We start from the raw sequence: 16681 nt of genomic DNA, 5'->3' as shown, positions 1-16681 counted from the left end.
AAGGGTGGGGCGGCGGCGCACGCCGCCCCACCCGCCGGTCGTCAGGCGTCGATCACCTCCCTCTTGGCGTCGTCGTTGATGGCCTTGTGCCCGTTGCCGCGCGCGACGGAAATCTTGCGCGGTTTGGCCTTCTCGGCCACCGGGATGCGCAGGCGCAGGACGCCCTCGGAATAGGACGCGTCGATCCTGTCGGTGTCCAGGTTCTCGCCGAGCACGAGCTGGCGGCTGAACACCCCGCGCGGCCGTTCGGTGGCCAGCATCTCGCGGTTGGGATCGACGCCGGGGCGCTCGGCGCGCACTGTCACGACATTGCGCTCGATGTCGATGTCGAGCGTGTCGGCGTCGATGCCCGGCAGGTCGAACTCGACGACGAACTGCTCTCCCTCGCGCCAGGCGTCCATCGGCATCACCGCCGGCCGTGCCGCCGTGCCCAGCACCTGCTGGGCGAATCGGTCGAGGTCACGGAAGGGGTCGGTACGCATCAGCATGGCGGTCACCTCTCACTCCAATCTGTGGTTCTGAAGTGGCGTATTTCCGTGTTTTTCTATGTCGGAAGACATAGATTTGATATAGCACTGTCGACAGAAGAGCGCAAGTGTGATAAACAGATTTCCTTGGTGAACCACCTGGGGAGATGTCCGATGACCGAGAGCACTGGCGACCCCGGCGCGCCGGCGCCGGATCGCGGGGTGTACGGAATCTCGGTGGCTGCCGAACTTTCCGGCATCCCGGTGCAGTCGCTGCGCCTCTACGAACGGCACGGGCTGTTGAGGCCGGCCCGCAGCGACGGCGGTACCCGGCGCTACAGCGCCGACGACCTGGCCCGGCTGCAGCGCATCAGTGCCCTGGTCGACGCCGGGGTCAACCTCGCCGGCATCGCTCGCATCCTGAGCCTGGAAGACCACAACGCCGAGCTGTCGGCGGTCAACACCGATCTGCGGTCCTCGAACCGCACTCTGCGCAATGCGGCCAAGGGCGCGGGGGCCGGGAAGAATGCGAACTGACCCGCGAAGTCCGTTGGCCACCAACGGTGTTACCGAGCCGTGCGACGATCGGCGGGCCGGCGCCTTCAGGGCGTTCGTTTCCCCTGTTTGCACTTCGTTGTTTGGCCCGCAGGCCACGTTTCATGGCTCGACGCCTTGGATCCGCCACCGCGGCGCCCCGGCCGAAAGCCCTCGAGGGGGTGATGGGAACTATCTCGCTGATCGGGGTCTCCGGCGGGATGGCCGACCCCCTGCCGATGCTCACCCTCTTCGACAAGCAGGTGACCCTGCGGATGGGGCCGGCCAACGTGAAGAGGTGGGTCGACGACATCACGGGACTGCTGACCGACGACGATCCGCTGGGCGTCGACACGTTCGACGAGGCCCCGCACGCCTACGAGATCTTCCAGAAGAAGCAGGACGGGGCCGTAAAGGTCATGCTGAGGCCCTAATCACCTTGTAAGACAGCCGATTTCGAACGGGTGTTTGACCCCGGTGTCAGCGGGGTATCAAGTGCGCCATGACCGGCCCCGGACTCCGCGCGCCCACACCCACCGGTGAAGTCTGGCCGGGTAGGGCCTACCCGCTCGGCGCGACGTACGACGGCGCGGGCACCAACTTCGCGGTGTTCAGCGAGGTGGCCGAGCGCGTCGAGCTGTGCCTGTTCGACGCCGACGGCACCGAGAGCCGGATCGCCTTGCCCGAGGTCGACGGATTCGTCTGGCACGCCTACATCCCCAGCATCGAACCCGGCCAGCGCTACGGCTACCGCGTGCACGGGCCTTACGAGCCGGAGCACGGCCTGCGGTGCAACCCGAACAAGCTGCTGGTGGACCCGTATTCGAAGGCCATCGACGGCAGCTTCGAATGGAACCAGTCCCTGTTCGGCTACAACTTCGGCGACCCGGACAGCCGCAACGACGAGGACTCGGCCCCCAGCATGCCGAAGTCGGTGGTCATCAGCCCCTACTTCGACTGGGGCAACGACCGGCCGCCGGACCGCCAGTACGCCGACACCGTCATCTACGAGGCGCACGTCAAGGGCCTCACCCAGACCCATCCCGACATCCCCGAGCAGATCCGCGGAACCTACGCGGCCGTGGCGCACCCCGTCATCATCGACCATCTGAAGAGCATCGGCGTGACCGCAATCGAGTTGATGCCGGTGCATCACTTCGCCAACGACTCGACCCTCGTCGACAAGGGCCTGTCAAATTACTGGGGCTACAACACAATCGGGTTCCTCGCGCCCGACTTCAAGTACTCCAGCGCCACGTCCCCCGGCGGACAGGTGCCGGAGTTCAAGGCGATGGTGCGCGCACTGCACGAGGCCGGCATCGAGGTCATCCTCGACGTGGTCTACAACCACACCGCCGAGGGCAACCATCTGGGCCCCACGCTGTGCATGCGCGGGATCGACAACGCCGCGTACTACCGGCTGGTCGACGACGACAAGCGCTACTACATGGACTACACCGGCACCGGCAACAGCCTCAACGCCGGGCACCCGCACGCGCTGCAGCTGATCATGGACTCGCTGCGCTACTGGGTGACCGAGATGCACGTCGACGGCTTCCGCTTCGACCTGGCCGCGACGCTGGCCCGCGAGTTCTACGACGTCGACCGGCTGGCGACGTTTTTCGAACTCGTGCAACAGGATCCGACGGTCAGCCAGGTCAAGCTCATCGCCGAACCGTGGGACGTCGGGCCGGGCGGCTACCAGGTGGGCAACTTCCCGCCGCAGTGGACCGAGTGGAACGGCAAGTACCGCGACACCGTCCGCGACTTCTGGCGGGGCGAACCCGCCACGCTCGACGAGTTCGCCTACCGGCTGTCCGGATCGGCCGACCTCTACGAACACACCTCGCGCCGGCCGGTGGCCTCGATCAACTTCGTCACCGCCCACGACGGGTTCACGCTGCGCGACCTGGTGTCCTACAACGAAAAGCACAACGAGGCCAACGGCGAGGACAACAACGACGGCGAGAGCCACAACCGGTCGTGGAACTGCGGTGTGGAGGGCCCGACCGACGACGTTGACGTCAACGCGCTGCGCGCCCGTCAGCAGCGCAACTTCCTGACGACCCTGCTGCTGTCCCAGGGCGTGCCGATGATCTGCCACGGCGACGAGCTCGGCCGCACCCAGGACGGCAACAACAACGGGTACTGCCAGGACAACGAGCTCACCTGGATCGACTGGGCCCACGCCGACGCGGGCCTGCTGGAGTTCACCCGCATGGTCTCGGAGCTGCGGGCCCAGCACCCGGTGTTCCGCCGGCGCCGGTTCTTCTCCGGCAAGCCGCTGGGCCGGCGCGGCCCGGAGGGGCTGCCCGACATCGCCTGGTTCACGCCAGAGGGCACGGAGATGACCGAGGAGGACTGGGGCGCGGGATTCGCCAAGTCCGTCGCGGTGTTCCTCAACGGCCACGGCATCCCCGACAGCGACGCGCGGGGGCAGCGGGTGCTCGACGACTCGTTCCTGTTGTGCTTTAACGCCCACCACGAGCTGATCGAATTCACGCTTCCGCCAAAGGAATTCGGCGCCTCCTGGACCCTGGTGGTGTTCACCGGGCCCGAGGAGGAGACGCCCGCCGAGGAGGTGCCCGGCGGGGGCACGCTCGCGGTGGACGCCCACACCGCCGTGGTGCTTCGGGCCCCCGACGGCGGCTGACGAGCCCGGACGATTGCTCGGTCACGCATCGGTGACCTTCGCCCCGGGATTTATTACCTTTTCCCCCAGACATGGGTTAGCTGCCCGCTCACAATCTCGGTTGTGCCGCTGCGGGAGAGGAAAAGGCAGCCGACGGACGGGCCGGGATCCGACGCATGCCTGAATGATGTGGCCTGGTGCCGACGGGTTGCCCTGCTGGTGGGGTTCACCCTCGCCGCCGCGACGTGGGTGGGGTGGGCGACCGGTGTCGACCGGCTGACCCGGGTCGATCCGAGCTGGCCGCAGATGATGCCGTGGACCGCGTTGTGGCTGGCGTCGCTGAGTGCGGCGATCCTGGCTCAGTCGGGCTACCCGTCGCGGGGTCGCGTCTGGGCGGGGCGCGGGTTCGCCCTGGTGGTCGGTGGCCTCGCCGCCATCATCCTTGCGGAGTATGCGACGGGTGGGTCGTCGTCGGCCCTGGACCAGGTGTGGTTCGGCGACGCCGTGCGCGCGTCGCAACAGACCTGGCCAGGTCGCCCGAGCCCGCAGACGGCGGCATCGGCCCTGCTCCTGGCGGCCGCTGCGGCGCTGATCCGAGCGGATCGGTGGACCCGCGTGGTGTGGCCCGCCTGCATGGCGGCGGGTGCGGCCATCCCGTTGGTCACGGTCGGGGCGTACCTGTTCGGCGCTTTGGCGCTGGTGGGCTACACGCCTTCGACCGGCCAGGCGTTCATGACCGCATTGGCGCTCCTGCTGCTTGCCGCCGCGACGTCGCTGGCGCGCCCCGACCGGTTTCCGGTCGCATGGCTGCTCGCCCGGCCCGACCGGACGTCATTGCTCAGGTTGGTGGGGATCCTCGCCGGTTTTCCGGTCGTCGTCGCACTATCGCGGCCGGTCTTCCTGGGGCTCGGGCTGGGCGAGCACGCGGAGTGGACCTTTTCCGTACTGCTGGGGACCCTCGTCGTCGGGGCGGTGACGTTCTACCTCAGCCAGCGCGAGCAGAAACTGCTGATAGAGAAGGAACTGGTCAGCAAGGAACGCGCCGATGCCGAGATGCGCTATCGCATCCTCGCGGAGAACGCGGTCGACATCATCGTGCACCTCCGCGAGGGCGAGATCGCGTGGATCTCACCGTCCGTGGAGGCCGCGCTGGGCCGGCCACCGCAAGCCTGGACCGGCTCGGACTTCAACCGCCACATCCACCCGCGGGACCTCGAGACGGTCATCGCCGCGCTGCGGCGAGTCGCGGCCGGCGAATCGGTCCTGCAACGGTTCCGGGTTCGCTCCGACGACGGCCACTACCACTGGGTCGAGGGCCACGGGAAACCCTACGTCGACGCCGAGGGCAAGACCGACGGTCTGATCGCCGCGGTGCGCATCGTCGACGATCAGGTCGAGGCAGAGCAGCGGCTCGAACGGTTGGCGCGGTTCGACACCCTCACCGGCCTGGTGAACCGGGCGGAGGCCATGGACCGGCTCGCCTCCGCGCTGGAGCAAACGCGACCTGCCGGAACGCACGTCGGGGTGTTGTTCTGCGACGTGGACCATTTCAAGGACATCAACGACACGTGGGGACACGGCATCGGCGACTTCGTGCTCGCAACCCTGGCGGAACGGATTCGAGCGAGCGTTCGCCGCGGGGATACCGTCGGCCGCACGGGCGGTGACGAGATCCTCGTCCTGCTGCCCGGCGTCGGCAGCGTCGACGAGCTTGCCCAGATCGCGGAGAAGATTCGCTGTAGTGCCGCCGAACCCATCCACGTATCCGGCAAGACCTTCTCCGCGACCCTGAGCATCGGCGCCACGCTTGCCCTTCCCGGGGACTCCGAGGACACGATCACGGCCCGCGCGGACGCTGCCATGTACCAGGCCAAGTTGGGGCACCGGAACACCGTCGTAAGCAACTGATCAGCCGAGCTCTTGCCATGCGACGGGCGATATCCGGTAGGTTTTGGCCGACGGCAGCTCGTTACAGGAGAGGGCAAATATGTCAAGGACAGTGGTGGTGGGCGCGTCGAGCGGACTCGGGCGCTGCATCGGCGTCGGCCTGGCGCAGCGCGGCGATCAGGTGGCGCTGCTCGCGCGGCGCCGCGAGCGCATCGAGGCCGCGGCGAGGGAGGCGGGCCCGGGTGCGATCGCCATCGAATGCGACGTCACCGACGAGGGGTCCTGCCGGTCGGCGATCGCCGGTGTGGCCGACGCCTTCGGCGGCATCGACAACCTCGTCTACACCCCGGCCATCGGCCCGCTCGCGCGGCTGGTGGACACCGATGCCGACACCTGGCGGCGCGTCTTCGACACCAACGTGATCGGCGCGGCGCTGGTCACGGCGGCCGCCGTGCCGCACCTGACCGAGTCGGCGGGCAAGGTGGTCTACCTCGCCTCCGATGCCGGTACCTTCGGGCCGCCCTGGCCGGGCCTCGGCGCCTACGGCGTCAGCAAGGCGGCCCTCGAGCGGCTCGTCGAGGCCTGGCGGGCCGAACATCCCGACATCGGCTTCACCAACCTGATCGTGGGGGAGTGCGGGGGCGGAGAGGGCGACGCGGCGACCGGGATGACCACCGGCTGGGACATGGACCTGGCGATGAAGGCCGCCCCATTGTGGGCGTCGCGCGGCTGCATGCCCGGCAAGCTAATGCCGGTCGAGGACCTGATCGACGTGGTCCACACGATTCTGCGCACCAATGCGTCGACGTCGATGCCGCTGGTGGTGGCGCGGGGCGCCCCGGCGAACCCACCGGCGTTCGCGGAGACCTAAACGCCCAACTGTTCGCGAACCTTGTCGACCAGGAATCGCCCGTTGGACACCGGCCGGAACGCGCGCGCCGCGTCGGTGAGGGCGTCGCGGGACTCCGGGGGCAGCTCGATGTCGGCGGCGCCGACGTTGAACTCGAGCTGCTCGAGGCTGGACGCGCCGGGAATGGCCACGACGCCCGGCAGGCTGATCAGCCAGGCCAGCGCCACCTGCGCGGGCTTGGCGCCGACCTGCGCGGCGACATCGCGCAGCGTCTGCAGCAGCGGCTCGATGCGGCGCAGGTTCTCGGTGCCGAAGTAGCGGTTCACCGCGCGGATACCGCCGGGACGGTTGTCCACGCCGTACTTGCCGCCCAGCAGCCCCTGCTCGAGCGGGCTCCAGGCGATCACGATGCGGTTCTCGCGCTCGGCGAACGGCACCAGGTCCTCCAGCGCGCCGGCGTGGGCGAGCGAGAAATGCACCTGGTTGCTGATCACCGGCCGGCCGAGCGCGGCGTCGGCCTTCTTCCACCGCGCCAGCGAGTAGTTGGAGACGCCCGCCGCGCCGATCTTGCCGTCGTCGAGCAGGTCGCGCATGCCCGGCATGATCACCGAGTCGGGGACCACCGGGTTGGGCTGGTGGATCTGGTAGAGCGGGATGCGCTCGAGTCCCAGCCGCCGCGCGCTCTCGCGCTCGCGCTGCTTGATGACGGCGGGGAAGGGGGCCACCGGGAAGACCTTGCTGGCCACCGCGACCTCGGCGCGCTCGTCGCCGAGCGCCTCGCCGAGGATCCGCTCGCTCTTGCCCAGCCCATACACCTCGGCGGTGTCGAAGAGTGTCACCCCCAACGCGCGGGCGCGCTGCACGATGTCGCGCGCGGCGCCGGAGGCGTAGCCCTCGCCGTAGCCCCACTCGCGCGACCCGAACTGCCAGGTGCCCAGGCCGATTCGGCTGACCCGCCCGACCCCGTCGACGTCGAGATATTTCATGTTGCCCACCCTAGGAGATCCCTACCCCGGAATCTTGTTCAGCGCCGCGTTGGCGACGCTCGCGGCCGCTTGCCGCGCCCGCGTGCCGTCGGTGGTGCCGCTGCAGGACACGTACAGGTCGACGACGACGTTGGCCTTGGCCGCGACCGCGCGGGTGGAACGCACCTGGAGGCCCTTGGGCGTCAGGTCCATCGTGGTGACGCCGTTGCCGGCGTCGGCGGGCGCGCTCAGCGAGAACGGGATCGCCCCCGCCTCGGGGATCGTCACGCTTACGGTCGTGCCGCCGCATCGGTGCCACCCGTCCAGCAGCTTCGCCAGCTGCGCCTGCGCGGCCGGCGCGTCGCGAAACGCCGCGACGGCCTCGATGACCTGGACCGACTTGAGCAGGCTGCGGGTGTCGGAGAATTCCGCCGCGCGGTAGCCGGTGATGGCGTCGACGTCGTAGGCGTCCGGGGTCCCGGGGGCGATGCTGCTCCAGCACTCCGGACGGTCGATGGTTCCCTCCTGGTCGGACCGGGAGGGATGGTCCCATGTCTGGCCGGACTCGAGGTTCTGGTCGTCGGTGATCGTCTTCAGGTCACCCAGGCCGGGCAGGACGGTGGCGACGGTGTCTGGCGCGACCGTGGGGCCCGGCGGCGCCGCCACGGTGGTGGCCGGTGGCGCCGGGCGATTCGGGGCGGACGTGAACGCGGCCACGGTGGCCCACGCGACCAGGGCGAGGACCACAAGGCCGATGACGGCGTAGGACAGCGCCACCGCGGCGAGCGCACGGTTTCGGCCGAGCTCACCGGTGCGGCGGATCTGTGCCAGCGCCAGGTGTCCCAGCACGGCGCCGACGGGCGGGGACGCGAAGGCGAACACCAGCGACTGGGTGGCCATCGCGTTGGTCGGCGGGCGGTACGGCTCGGCGGGCGGCTGCGGCAGGACGGGCGGTTGCACCGGCGGGCCGGCGGGGGGCATGCGACCGAGCGGGTCGTAACTGAGCGGGCCGTACCCGTAGGGATCCTGAGGATTCACGCCAGTGGCCTCCTTAGCCCGGCATCCTGACCCGAATGTAGCCGAGCGGCGGCGCGCCGTCGAAGCGGCAATTCCTCTAAGTTCGCGTTTGAGAAACCCGCGCCCGGGTACGTGCGCAGCGTGGGTTTCCTCGTCGAGACGTGGCCAGAAAACTGGCACCCCGGCCTTCAACCTGCCCCGGGTGGTCACGGGATCGGGCGTGCATCGGGGTCACGCACGCCTACGCGGTGGCCACCCAAGCCACCCGAGGGACGCTGCCCTGGTTTTTCGGCGCGTACGCCGCGGCGGTGGTCGCCGGTTGCCTACTGGCCGCGGACGCGCTGCCTATGGGCCGCAATCCCAATGTGGCACAAGCGGGTTGGTATTTCGGCAGCCTGCTCTCGGTCGTCGTGATCGGCGCCGACGTCGTCACCCGGGTGGCCTATCTGCCCGCCCTGACGGGGATGACCGGGCGCTGGGATTTCGCGCCGGCATCGTTCGCATTGGCGGGCGCCTACCTCGCACTACACGGGTCGGCGCGCAGCGCAATCGGCCTGTCTGCGAAGGACTTTCAGTGAAGGATCCGGAGAGGGAGGCGCTTCGCCGTCACGTGCGGGGTCTCCGTGAAGTTCGGTTGAGCGAGCCGGAATCGATCGATCAGATGTGACAGCGCGCGCAGCTCGTTGCGCAACGCGTCAAGTGTGCGCTCACCCGCATCGTCGAGCCTGCCCAGCGAACTGTAGTGCACCAGCCGTCGCAGGCGGCCGGCCAGCACCGTGCCCCACCTGATGCTGAAGTCGTAGCGCTGGCCTTCGCTGATCGGCGCCTCGTCGTCCTGCTTCGCGAGGTCCTTGAGCGCCCTGATTTGTCCGGTGATCAATTCGACGTCATTGTCGATGTCGACCGCCCTCGCGGGATTTCGCGTTGCGCTCATCGTTTTCTCCTCTGCGTCACGGCCGCGGGTTGACGACGCCGACCACATAGGTTTGGACAAGAAGTACCCGGACGTGGGCGATTCACACGCCGTTTGGTGGCCACGCCGGTCGGGTAGCCGCTAGGCAGCGCGCAACAGCCCGCGCGCCGACGTATATCCAGATGGGAGAGACACCATGGCAGACACCGCCATCAAGTCGCGCTCCGACGTGGTCGACTTTCTGGTCAGCCAGCACCAGCAGATCAAGTCGATGTTCGCCGAAACCCTCTCGGCCTCGGGGGAAGAACGGGAGAAAGCCTTCGTCGGGCTGCGGCGACTGCTCGCGGTGCACGAGACCGCCGAAGAGGAGATCGTTCACCCGCGCGCCAAGCGGAAGATCGCCGACGGCGCCGCGGTGGTGGGCCAGCGCCTGGAGGAGGAGCACGAGGCCAAGACGGTCCTGCAGAAGCTTCAGAAGTTCGACGTCGACAGCGAGGAGTTCACGCGGCGCCTCACGGAACTCCGGGACGCCGTCATCGACCACGCCGAGCACGAGGAGTCCGACGAGTTCGCCAAGCTGGGCGAGGAATTGAGCGACGACGAGCTGGTCCGGATGGGCCGCGCCGCCAAGCTCGCCGAAGCGATCGCGCCCACCCGGCCGCACGCCGGCGTCGAGTCCCAGGCGGCCAACCTGACCGCGGGCCCGTTCGCCGCGATGATGGACCGGGCCCGTGACGCCATCATGGGCAAGGGCTGATCATGGCCTGAATCATGGCCGCACCCAAGACCAGCGCCGCGCGTTACCTGCCGCAGGACCGCGGGCTGGATTCACTGAAAAATGCGGCCGAGCGCTGCCACGGTTGCCCGCTGTTCGCCGACGCCACCCAGACGGTGTTCGGCCACGGGCACCGTGGCGCGCCCCTGATGTTGGTCGGCGAGCAACCGGGGGACCAGGAGGACCGCGCCGGCCTGCCGTTCGTCGGGCCCGCGGGCCGGTTGCTGGCGCGCGCACTCGACGACGCCCAGATCGATCCGACGCTGACGTATCAGACCAACGCCGTCAAGCATTTCAAGTTCACCCGTAAAGGCGGCCAGCGCCGGATCCACCAGAGACCGAGCCGCACCGAGGTCGTCGCGTGCCGCCCGTGGCTGATCGCCGAGATTGAGGCGGTGGCACCGCGCGTGATCGTCTGCCTGGGCGCGACGGCCGCGCAATCGCTTCTCGGAGCGGCCTTTCGGGTGTCCGCCCAGCGCGGCGAGGCCGTCGAGCTCCCCGCCGCGGTCGATGTCGAGCTAGACCCCGAACCGATCGTGGTGGCGACCGTACACCCGTCGGCGGTGCTGCGCGATCGCAGCGAGTCCCACGGCGAGGCCTACGCGCTATTCGTCGACGACCTGCGCAGCGCGCGCTCGGGGCTCGGCTGAGGCGTCTCCGACGCTAAGGCGTCCGCAAGGACCTGCGCGACGTGCACCGGACGCCGGTCTGAGGCGAGGGCGCGAATCTGGGTGCGGCAACTGAATCCGTCGGCCAGCACCAGCGCGTCGGCGTCGGCGTCGCGCAGGGCCGGCATCAGCTTGTCCTCCGCGCACGCCACCGACACTTCGTAGTGGCCTTTCTCGAAGCCGAAATTGCCTGCCAGTCCGCAACATCCGGCGTCGAGGACGTCCACGTCGATCCCGGCGTCGACGAGCAGTTGCCGGTCCTTCCCATAGCCCAGGATCGCATGCTGGTGGCAATGCTGCTGAACCACCGCGTGGGCGGCGATTCGGGGCAGCTCCCAGTCCGGTGCCTTCTCCGCCAAAAGCTCTCCGAGGGTGCGGGTTTGCTTGGCCAGCCGGTGCGCATCCTCGTCGCCGAAAAGCAGCTCGGGCAGGTCGGACCGAAAGACCGCGGCGCAGCTGGGCTCCAGCACCACCACCGGTGTGCTCGTCCGCAGCGCCGGGCGCAACGCCGTAAGGGTGCGCCGCAGAACGCGTTTGGCGACCTTGAGCTGACCGGTGGAGATCCACGTCAGCCCGCAGCACACGGTGCGCCGCGGCACCTCGACCTCGAAACCGGCCGCCTCGAGCACGGCCACCGCGGCCTTCCCAACGTCGGGTTCGAAGTTGTTGACGAAGCTGTCCGGCCACAGCACCACCCGTCCGCGTGACGGCGCGGCGGCGGCCGCGGAGCGGTGCCGGAACCAGGCGGTGAACCTCTCGTCGGCGAAGCGGGGCAGTTCGCGTTGCGGGTCGATGCCGCCGACCTTTTTCAGCATCGTCGACGACCCGGGCGCGTGCGCCACGGTGTTGAGCGCGCGCGGCGCGACCGCGGCCAGGCGGGCCCACAACGGGATCCAGCCCATCGAGTAGTGCGCCATCGGCCGGAACCGGCCCCGGTAGTGGTGGAACAGGAACTCCGCCTTGTAGGTCGCCATGTCGACGTCGACGGGGCAGTCGCTGCGGCAGCCCTTGCACGCCAGGCAGAGGTCCAGCGCGTCGTGCACCTCGGTGGAGCGCCAACCGTCGGTGATGACGTCACCCTGCACCATTTCGAACAGCAGGCGCGCCCGCCCCCGGGTGGAGTGCTCCTCTTCGCCGGTGGCCCGGTAGCTGGGGCACATCACCCCCGACTCGTGGCCGCGACACTTTCCGACGCCGACGCAACGGGCGGCCGCCCGCGAGAAGCGGTGGTCGTCGTCGGGATAGGCGAACATGACGTCCGGTTCGGCCGGGCGGTAATCCACGCCGAAGCGCAGGTTCTCGTCGAGCCGGTACGGGTGCACCACCTTGCCGGGATTCATCCGGTTGTCCGGATCGAACAGCGCCTTGGTCTGCTCGAACGCCTTGACCACGTTCTCGCCGAACATGATCGGCAGCAGCTCGCCACGCGATTGGCCGTCGCCGTGCTCGCCGGACAGCGAGCCGCCGTAGTCCACCACCAGTCGCGCCGACTCCTCCACGAAGGAACGGTATTTGGCGATGCCCTCGGCGGTCCGCAGCACGAACGGGATGCGGGTGTGCACGCAGCCCTGGCCGAAATGGCCGTACAGCGAGGCGGTTTCGTAGTCGTAGCGCTCGAGCAGTTTGCGGAAGTCGCGCAGGTAATCGCCGAGCCGGTCCGGCGGCACCGCCGCGTCCTCCCAGCCTTCGTGGGTTTCGGGCTCGTTGGGCGGATACGCGGTGGCGCCCAGCCCGGCTTCGCGGGCCGCCCAGACCTCCTGCTTGCGTTGCGGGTCGTCCAGCACCGTGGCCTCGGTGTGCACGTGCTTTTGCAGGGTGTGAATCATCGACTTGGCCAAGTGGTCGGCCTCGTCCTGGTCGTCGCCGTCGAGCTGAACCATCAGCCAGGCGTTGCCGTCGGGCAGCTGGCGCAGCGCCTTTTCGGCCAGCCGTCGCGAATGCTCGAGTTCGACCAGGCGATGATCCAGGCCCTCGAGCGCTGCCGGGTCGTGCTCGAGCACCGCCGGCACGGCATCGGCCGCGGCGCCGATGTCGTCGAAGCCCAGGACCACCAGCGCGGTCGCCGCCGGCGGCCGGACAAGCTGCAGCTCCGCGCGCAGCACGGTGACCAGCGTGCTCTCCGAGCCCACCAGGGCCTTCGCGACGTGAAAGCCGTTCTCGGGCAACAACGAATCCAGGTTGTACCCCGAGACCCGCCTCGGGATGTTCGGATAGCGGGACCGGATGTCGTCGGCGTACCTGTCCGCGATCGCCTTGAGGCCGCGGTAGATCTCGGCTCTCCGGCCGCCCTCATCAAGGATCCGGTGGAACTGGTCCTCGCCCGTGGGCCCGACCCACATCCGCAGGCCGTCGTAGGTGACCACCTCGAGGCGGCGCACCGAATCGACCATCTTGCCGTACGCCTGGGCGCTGGAACCGCAGGAGTTGTTGCCGACCATCCCGCCGATGGCGCAGCTGACGTGGGTGGACGGTTTCGGGCCCACCATCCAATTCGCCGACTTCAACCGGTCGTTGAGCACGTCGAGCTTGATGCCCGGCTCCACCACGGCGATTCCCGTTTCGGTGTCGACGGAGCCGATCCGCGTGCAGTACTTGCTCCAGTCGATGACCACTCCGGCGTTGCAGCACTGCCCGGCCAGGCTGGTGCCCCCGCCGCGCGAGAGCACCGGCACGTCGTGGCGGCGGCACACGCCGATGGCGTCGGCGGCGGCCGACGGGTTGCGCGGCACGACCACCCCGATCGGCACCTGCCGGTAGTTCGAGGCGTCGGTGGAGTAAGCCGCGCGCGACCCCGGATCGAACCGGACTTCGCCGTCGACCTCGGCGCGCAGGTCGGCGGCCAGCGCTTCGAACAACTTGGGCGTTCGGGTCCCGCTCATCGCTTTGCCGCCCCTCAATTCTTCTTGTGCGGCAGGAACTCCTGAGCCTTCGTCTTCAGGCCCACTTTGACGAAGCCGACGCGGTCCTTGTCGCCGGACAGCACCGCGGCGGTGGCCGCCTTGAACTGATCCCAGGTGGCGTGCGGCGGAATCGGCGGCATGTCGGGGTCGGTGTAGACGTCCAACACGGTGGGACGATCCGCGGACAACGCGTTGCGCCAGGCGTCGGCGAGCTCGTCGCCGTCCTTGATGGCCATCGCGTTCAGGCCCAGGCTGGCCGCGAACCCGGCGAAGTCGATGTCGGGAAGGTTCTGGGATTCCGCGAATTTCGGCGCGCCGGCCATCGCCCGCATCTCCCAGGTGACCTGGTTCAGGTCGTTGTTGTGCAGGATCGCGACGATCAGGCGCGGGTCGTCCCACTCCTGCCAGTACCGCTTGATCGTGATGAGTTCGGCCATGCCGTTCATCTGCATGGCGCCGTCACCGCTGAACACGATGACCGGCCTCTGCGGGTGGGCGAATTTCGCGCCGATGCCGTACGGGACGCCCGGGCCCATGGTCGCCAGGGTGCCCGACAGCGAGCCGCGAATGTTGCCGCGGAACCGCAGGTTTCGCGCGTACCAGTTGGCCGCCGAACCGGAATCGGCGGTCACGATCGCGTCGTCGGGAAGCTGCGGGGACAGCTCGGAGAACAACCGCATGGGGTTGATCGGGTCGGCGCTGACCTTCGCCTCCATGTCCATGGTTTCCCACCAGCGAGACACGTTGGCCTCGATGGTGTCGCGCCAGCCGCGGTCCTCCTTGCGGCGCAGGTGTGGAATCAGGGCCCGCAGCGCGGCCTTCGCGTCCGACACCAGGTTGACCTCGTAGGGGTAGCGCATGCCGATGAACCGGCCGTCGATGTCGATCTGCACCGCGCGACACTGCCCGAACTCCGGCAGGAACTGCGTGTACGGGAAACTGGACCCCACGGTCAGCAGGGTGTCGCAGTCGCGCATCAGCTCGTAGCTCGGCCGGGTGCCCAGCAGGCCGATCGATCCGGTGACCCAGGGCAATTCGTCGCTCAACACGTCCTTGCCCAGCAGCGCCTTGGCTGCCCCGGCGCCGAGCAGATCCGCGACTTCGGCCAGCTCCTCGCGTGCCCCGCGGGCGCCGTTGCCGACGAGCATGGCGACCCGTTTCCCGGCGTTGAGCACTTCGGCCGCGCGCCGGATCGCCGCGTCGCCGGGAGAGACCGCCGGCCACGCGATGCCCAGGCTGGAGGGCACCATCTTGAAGGCGTGGGTGGGCGACGAGTACGGCAGCTCCTGCACGTCCGCCGGGATGATCAGCGCCGTCGGCGCCCGCTGCGCCATGGCCACCCGGATCGCGCGGTCCAGCACGTTGGGCAATTGCTCTGGGACGGTGACCATTTGGACGTAGTCGCTGGCGACGTCCTTGAACAGGCTCAGCAGGTCGACCTCCTGCTGATACGACCCGCCCATCGCGCTGCGGTTGGTCTGGCCGACGATGGCCACCACCGGAACGTGGTCGAGTTTGGCGTCGTACAGGCCGTTGAGCAGGTGGATGGCGCCGGGGCCCGAGGTGGCCATGCACACCCCGACGCGGTCGGTGAACTTGGCGTACCCCACCGCCTCGAAGGCGCTCATCTCCTCGTGGCGCGACTGGATGAACGTCGGCCGGTTATCGGCGCGCCCGAATGCGGCCAGGATCCCGTTGATGCCGTCGCCGGGATAGCCGAACACGTGCTCGACGCCCCACGTCCGCAGCCGCTCCAACAGATAGTCCGAGACCTCTTGCTTAGACATTTCAATGCCCTCCTCGACAGATTGGGTGTCGTTGGGCGCGCGAATCTTTGCCCGCGTCGGCTTGTCCGCCGCGCCGAACGGGACCGGATCGCCATGGGTTCGACTTTCCGGGCGGCTTTCCGAGCAGCGCTTACGCGCGTGCTTCGGCGCACGAGTCTCCGCATACCCGAATTCGCGAGCCTTATGCGTCGTCGGGTCACGCGCTCCTGGGCAGCGGGGACGCGCCAGATCCGCTGTGACGCGTGGCGACTCGGCGAATGAGCATGCGGGTCGCCTTCTCCAGCGTTTCCTGCTTGGCCTCGGGCCGACGGAGGCGTTCGGCGCGACGCACCGCCGTTTCGATCGTCAGGCCCTGCTCGTAGCCGCGGACGACGCGCGGGTCCACGTACGATCCGCGAGCCACCGCCGGGGTGTTGCCGAGCTCCTCGGCGACCTCCTTCATGACGGCGGACTCGACGCGCTTGATCACCCGCTGCGACACGGGCGGGTCCGCGTCCGCGAACGCGGCCGCGGCCAGCACCGTGCCATGCCAGGTGCGCAGGTCCTTGACCGTGTACTCGTCGCCGACCATCTCCTTGAACCGGGCGTTGAGGTCGTCGGACCGGACGTCGACCCACCCGGATCCGTTACGGCACACCAGCAGTCGGTCCGTGCGCTGCGGGCGCCGGGTCAGGGCGCGCACCGCGCGAACGATCTCGGCGTCCTCGATCTCCACCGTGCGCCGCACCCCGCTCTTGGCCGGAAAGTCGAATTCGACCGCGTCGCGGCGCACCGTCACGTGGTTGCACAACAGGGTGGCCAGTCCGTAGGACTCGTGCTCCTCGGCGTACTGCTCACCGCCGGCGCGAAAGTAGCCGCGGTCGAGCAGGCGCAGCGCGACCGCAAGCACGCGCTCGCGCGTCAAGCCCCGCCGTGCCAGGTCTTTCGCGATGCGCGCGCGCCACATCGGCAACTGCACCGAGAGCTCCAGCACACGGTCGAACTTCTCCTCGGCGCGCTCCTGCTGCCAGGCGGTGTGGTAGAGGTACTGCCGGCGCCCGGCCGCGTCGGTGCCGACGGCCTGGATGTGGCCCTTCGGATCGGGGGAAATCCACACCTTCTTCCAGGCGGGCGGGATGACCAGGTCCTTGATGCGCGCGACGGTGTCCGGATCGGACAGCAGCCTGCCCTCTGGGTCGTAGTAGGCGAAGCCCTTGCCCCGGCGCTTGCGTGCGATCCCCGGCTTGCCCAGATCGCTGCGACGCAGCCGCATCGTTGCCTCCAGTCGCATTGGCCGACTTCACAAT

General features: G+C 68.8%; 14 protein-coding genes and 1 pseudogene. 8 read left to right on the top strand and 7 right to left on the bottom strand.

Annotated features, from left to right (window positions below; translation table 11 throughout):
- Positions 1–41: 41 nt before the first annotated feature.
- On the bottom strand, positions 42–488 hold the full coding sequence (locus AC5Y5E_RS01895; protein ID WP_499901846.1) for an Hsp20/alpha crystallin family protein: 447 nt from the start codon (positions 486–488) through the stop codon (positions 42–44).
- 153 nt (positions 489–641) lie between these two features.
- On the opposite strand from AC5Y5E_RS01895, the gene AC5Y5E_RS01890 reads away from it, so the two are divergent.
- From AC5Y5E_RS01890 to AC5Y5E_RS01870, 5 genes and pseudogenes are all read left to right on the top strand, one after another.
- The gene (locus AC5Y5E_RS01890) at positions 642–1004 is read left to right on the top strand and encodes a MerR family transcriptional regulator (protein ID WP_499901292.1); all 363 of its coding nucleotides are present in this window, start codon (positions 642–644) and stop codon (positions 1002–1004) included.
- 185 nt (positions 1005–1189) lie between these two features.
- Positions 1190–1435 (top strand): annotated as a pseudogene (locus AC5Y5E_RS01885) (glutathione-dependent formaldehyde dehydrogenase); the annotation flags it as partial.
- A 68-nt stretch (positions 1436–1503) separates the two neighbouring features.
- On the top strand, positions 1504–3654 hold the full coding sequence (gene glgX / locus AC5Y5E_RS01880) for a glycogen debranching protein GlgX (RefSeq protein WP_499901291.1): 2151 nt from the start codon (positions 1504–1506) through the stop codon (positions 3652–3654).
- 102 nt (positions 3655–3756) lie between these two features.
- Complete coding sequence (locus tag AC5Y5E_RS01875) at positions 3757–5541, top strand: diguanylate cyclase domain-containing protein (RefSeq protein ID WP_499901290.1); 1785 nt, start codon at positions 3757–3759, stop codon at positions 5539–5541.
- Between the two features lie 91 nt (positions 5542–5632).
- Positions 5633–6391 (top strand): SDR family oxidoreductase, encoded by a 759-nt coding sequence (locus tag AC5Y5E_RS01870; protein WP_499901845.1) that lies wholly within the window; start codon positions 5633–5635, stop codon positions 6389–6391.
- On the opposite strand, the gene AC5Y5E_RS01865 is transcribed toward AC5Y5E_RS01870, so the two are convergent.
- Positions 6388–7356, bottom strand: coding sequence for an aldo/keto reductase (locus tag AC5Y5E_RS01865; protein WP_499901289.1), 969 nt, complete (start codon positions 7354–7356; stop codon positions 6388–6390). The two genes, AC5Y5E_RS01870 and AC5Y5E_RS01865, sit on opposite strands and share 4 nt — an antisense overlap.
- Before the next feature lie 21 nt (positions 7357–7377).
- Positions 7378–8316: a sensor domain-containing protein gene (locus tag AC5Y5E_RS01860; protein WP_499901844.1), complete on the bottom strand. Its 939-nt coding sequence runs from the start codon at positions 8314–8316 to the stop codon at positions 7378–7380.
- A 284-nt stretch (positions 8317–8600) separates the two neighbouring features.
- On the opposite strand from AC5Y5E_RS01860, the gene AC5Y5E_RS01855 reads away from it, so the two are divergent.
- Positions 8601–8930 (top strand): oxidoreductase, encoded by a 330-nt coding sequence (locus AC5Y5E_RS01855; RefSeq protein ID WP_499901288.1) that lies wholly within the window; start codon positions 8601–8603, stop codon positions 8928–8930.
- Here AC5Y5E_RS01855 and AC5Y5E_RS01850 read toward each other — a convergent pair.
- Positions 8924–9286: a hypothetical protein gene (locus AC5Y5E_RS01850; RefSeq protein WP_499901287.1), complete on the bottom strand. Its 363-nt coding sequence runs from the start codon at positions 9284–9286 to the stop codon at positions 8924–8926. The two genes, AC5Y5E_RS01855 and AC5Y5E_RS01850, sit on opposite strands and share 7 nt — an antisense overlap.
- Positions 9287–9461: 175 nt before the next feature.
- Here AC5Y5E_RS01850 and AC5Y5E_RS01845 point away from each other — a divergent pair, with 175 nt between their 5' ends.
- Both AC5Y5E_RS01845 and AC5Y5E_RS01840 read left to right on the top strand, forming a co-directional pair.
- Entirely contained in the window at positions 9462–10022 is a 561-nt protein-coding gene (locus tag AC5Y5E_RS01845) for a hemerythrin domain-containing protein (protein ID WP_499901286.1), read from the top strand.
- Positions 10023–10036: 14 nt separating this feature from the next.
- Complete coding sequence (locus AC5Y5E_RS01840; RefSeq protein ID WP_499901285.1) at positions 10037–10690, top strand: UdgX family uracil-DNA binding protein; 654 nt, start codon at positions 10037–10039, stop codon at positions 10688–10690.
- Here AC5Y5E_RS01840 and AC5Y5E_RS01835 read toward each other — a convergent pair.
- The 3 genes from AC5Y5E_RS01835 to AC5Y5E_RS01825 all read right to left on the bottom strand — a co-directional run bounded on the left by AC5Y5E_RS01835 (position 10639) and on the right by AC5Y5E_RS01825 (position 16647).
- Positions 10639–13587, bottom strand: coding sequence for an FAD-binding and (Fe-S)-binding domain-containing protein (locus AC5Y5E_RS01835; protein ID WP_499901284.1), 2949 nt, complete (start codon positions 13585–13587; stop codon positions 10639–10641). The genes AC5Y5E_RS01840 and AC5Y5E_RS01835 overlap by 52 nt on opposite strands.
- A gap of 14 nt (positions 13588–13601) precedes the next feature.
- A complete protein-coding gene (locus AC5Y5E_RS01830; protein ID WP_499901283.1) occupies positions 13602–15395 on the bottom strand; it encodes a thiamine pyrophosphate-requiring protein in 1794 nt (597 codons plus the stop codon).
- A gap of 196 nt (positions 15396–15591) precedes the next feature.
- Positions 15592–16647 (bottom strand): DNA topoisomerase IB, encoded by a 1056-nt coding sequence (locus AC5Y5E_RS01825; RefSeq protein ID WP_499901843.1) that lies wholly within the window; start codon positions 16645–16647, stop codon positions 15592–15594.
- Positions 16648–16681: the final 34 nt, after the last annotated feature.

The sequence above is a fragment of the Mycobacterium sp. NGS54 genome (assembly GCF_059812465.1).
The sequence above is the reverse complement of the archived record's forward strand: the minus strand, read 5'-3'. Positions and strand labels throughout refer to the sequence as shown.

Excerpts from the sequence above, each read along its gene's own strand:
- AC5Y5E_RS01895 (WP_499901846.1), bottom strand. The coding sequence starts at position 488 with ATGCTGATGCGTACCGACCCCTTCCGTGACCTCGACCGATTCGCCCAG.
- AC5Y5E_RS01890 (WP_499901292.1), top strand. The coding sequence starts at position 642 with ATGACCGAGAGCACTGGCGACCCCGGCGCGCCGGCGCCGGATCGCGGG.
- glgX (WP_499901291.1), top strand. The coding sequence starts at position 1,504 with ATGACCGGCCCCGGACTCCGCGCGCCCACACCCACCGGTGAAGTCTGG.
- AC5Y5E_RS01865 (WP_499901289.1), bottom strand. The coding sequence starts at position 7,356 with ATGAAATATCTCGACGTCGACGGGGTCGGGCGGGTCAGCCGAATCGGC.
- AC5Y5E_RS01860 (WP_499901844.1), bottom strand. The coding sequence starts at position 8,316 with ATGCCCCCCGCCGGCCCGCCGGTGCAACCGCCCGTCCTGCCGCAGCCG.
- AC5Y5E_RS01850 (WP_499901287.1), bottom strand. The coding sequence starts at position 9,286 with ATGAGCGCAACGCGAAATCCCGCGAGGGCGGTCGACATCGACAATGAC.
- AC5Y5E_RS01845 (WP_499901286.1), top strand. The coding sequence starts at position 9,462 with ATGGCAGACACCGCCATCAAGTCGCGCTCCGACGTGGTCGACTTTCTG.
- AC5Y5E_RS01840 (WP_499901285.1), top strand. The coding sequence starts at position 10,037 with ATGGCCGCACCCAAGACCAGCGCCGCGCGTTACCTGCCGCAGGACCGC.
- AC5Y5E_RS01835 (WP_499901284.1), bottom strand. The coding sequence starts at position 13,587 with ATGAGCGGGACCCGAACGCCCAAGTTGTTCGAAGCGCTGGCCGCCGAC.
- AC5Y5E_RS01830 (WP_499901283.1), bottom strand. The coding sequence starts at position 15,395 with ATGTCTAAGCAAGAGGTCTCGGACTATCTGTTGGAGCGGCTGCGGACG.
- AC5Y5E_RS01825 (WP_499901843.1), bottom strand. The coding sequence starts at position 16,647 with ATGCGGCTGCGTCGCAGCGATCTGGGCAAGCCGGGGATCGCACGCAAG.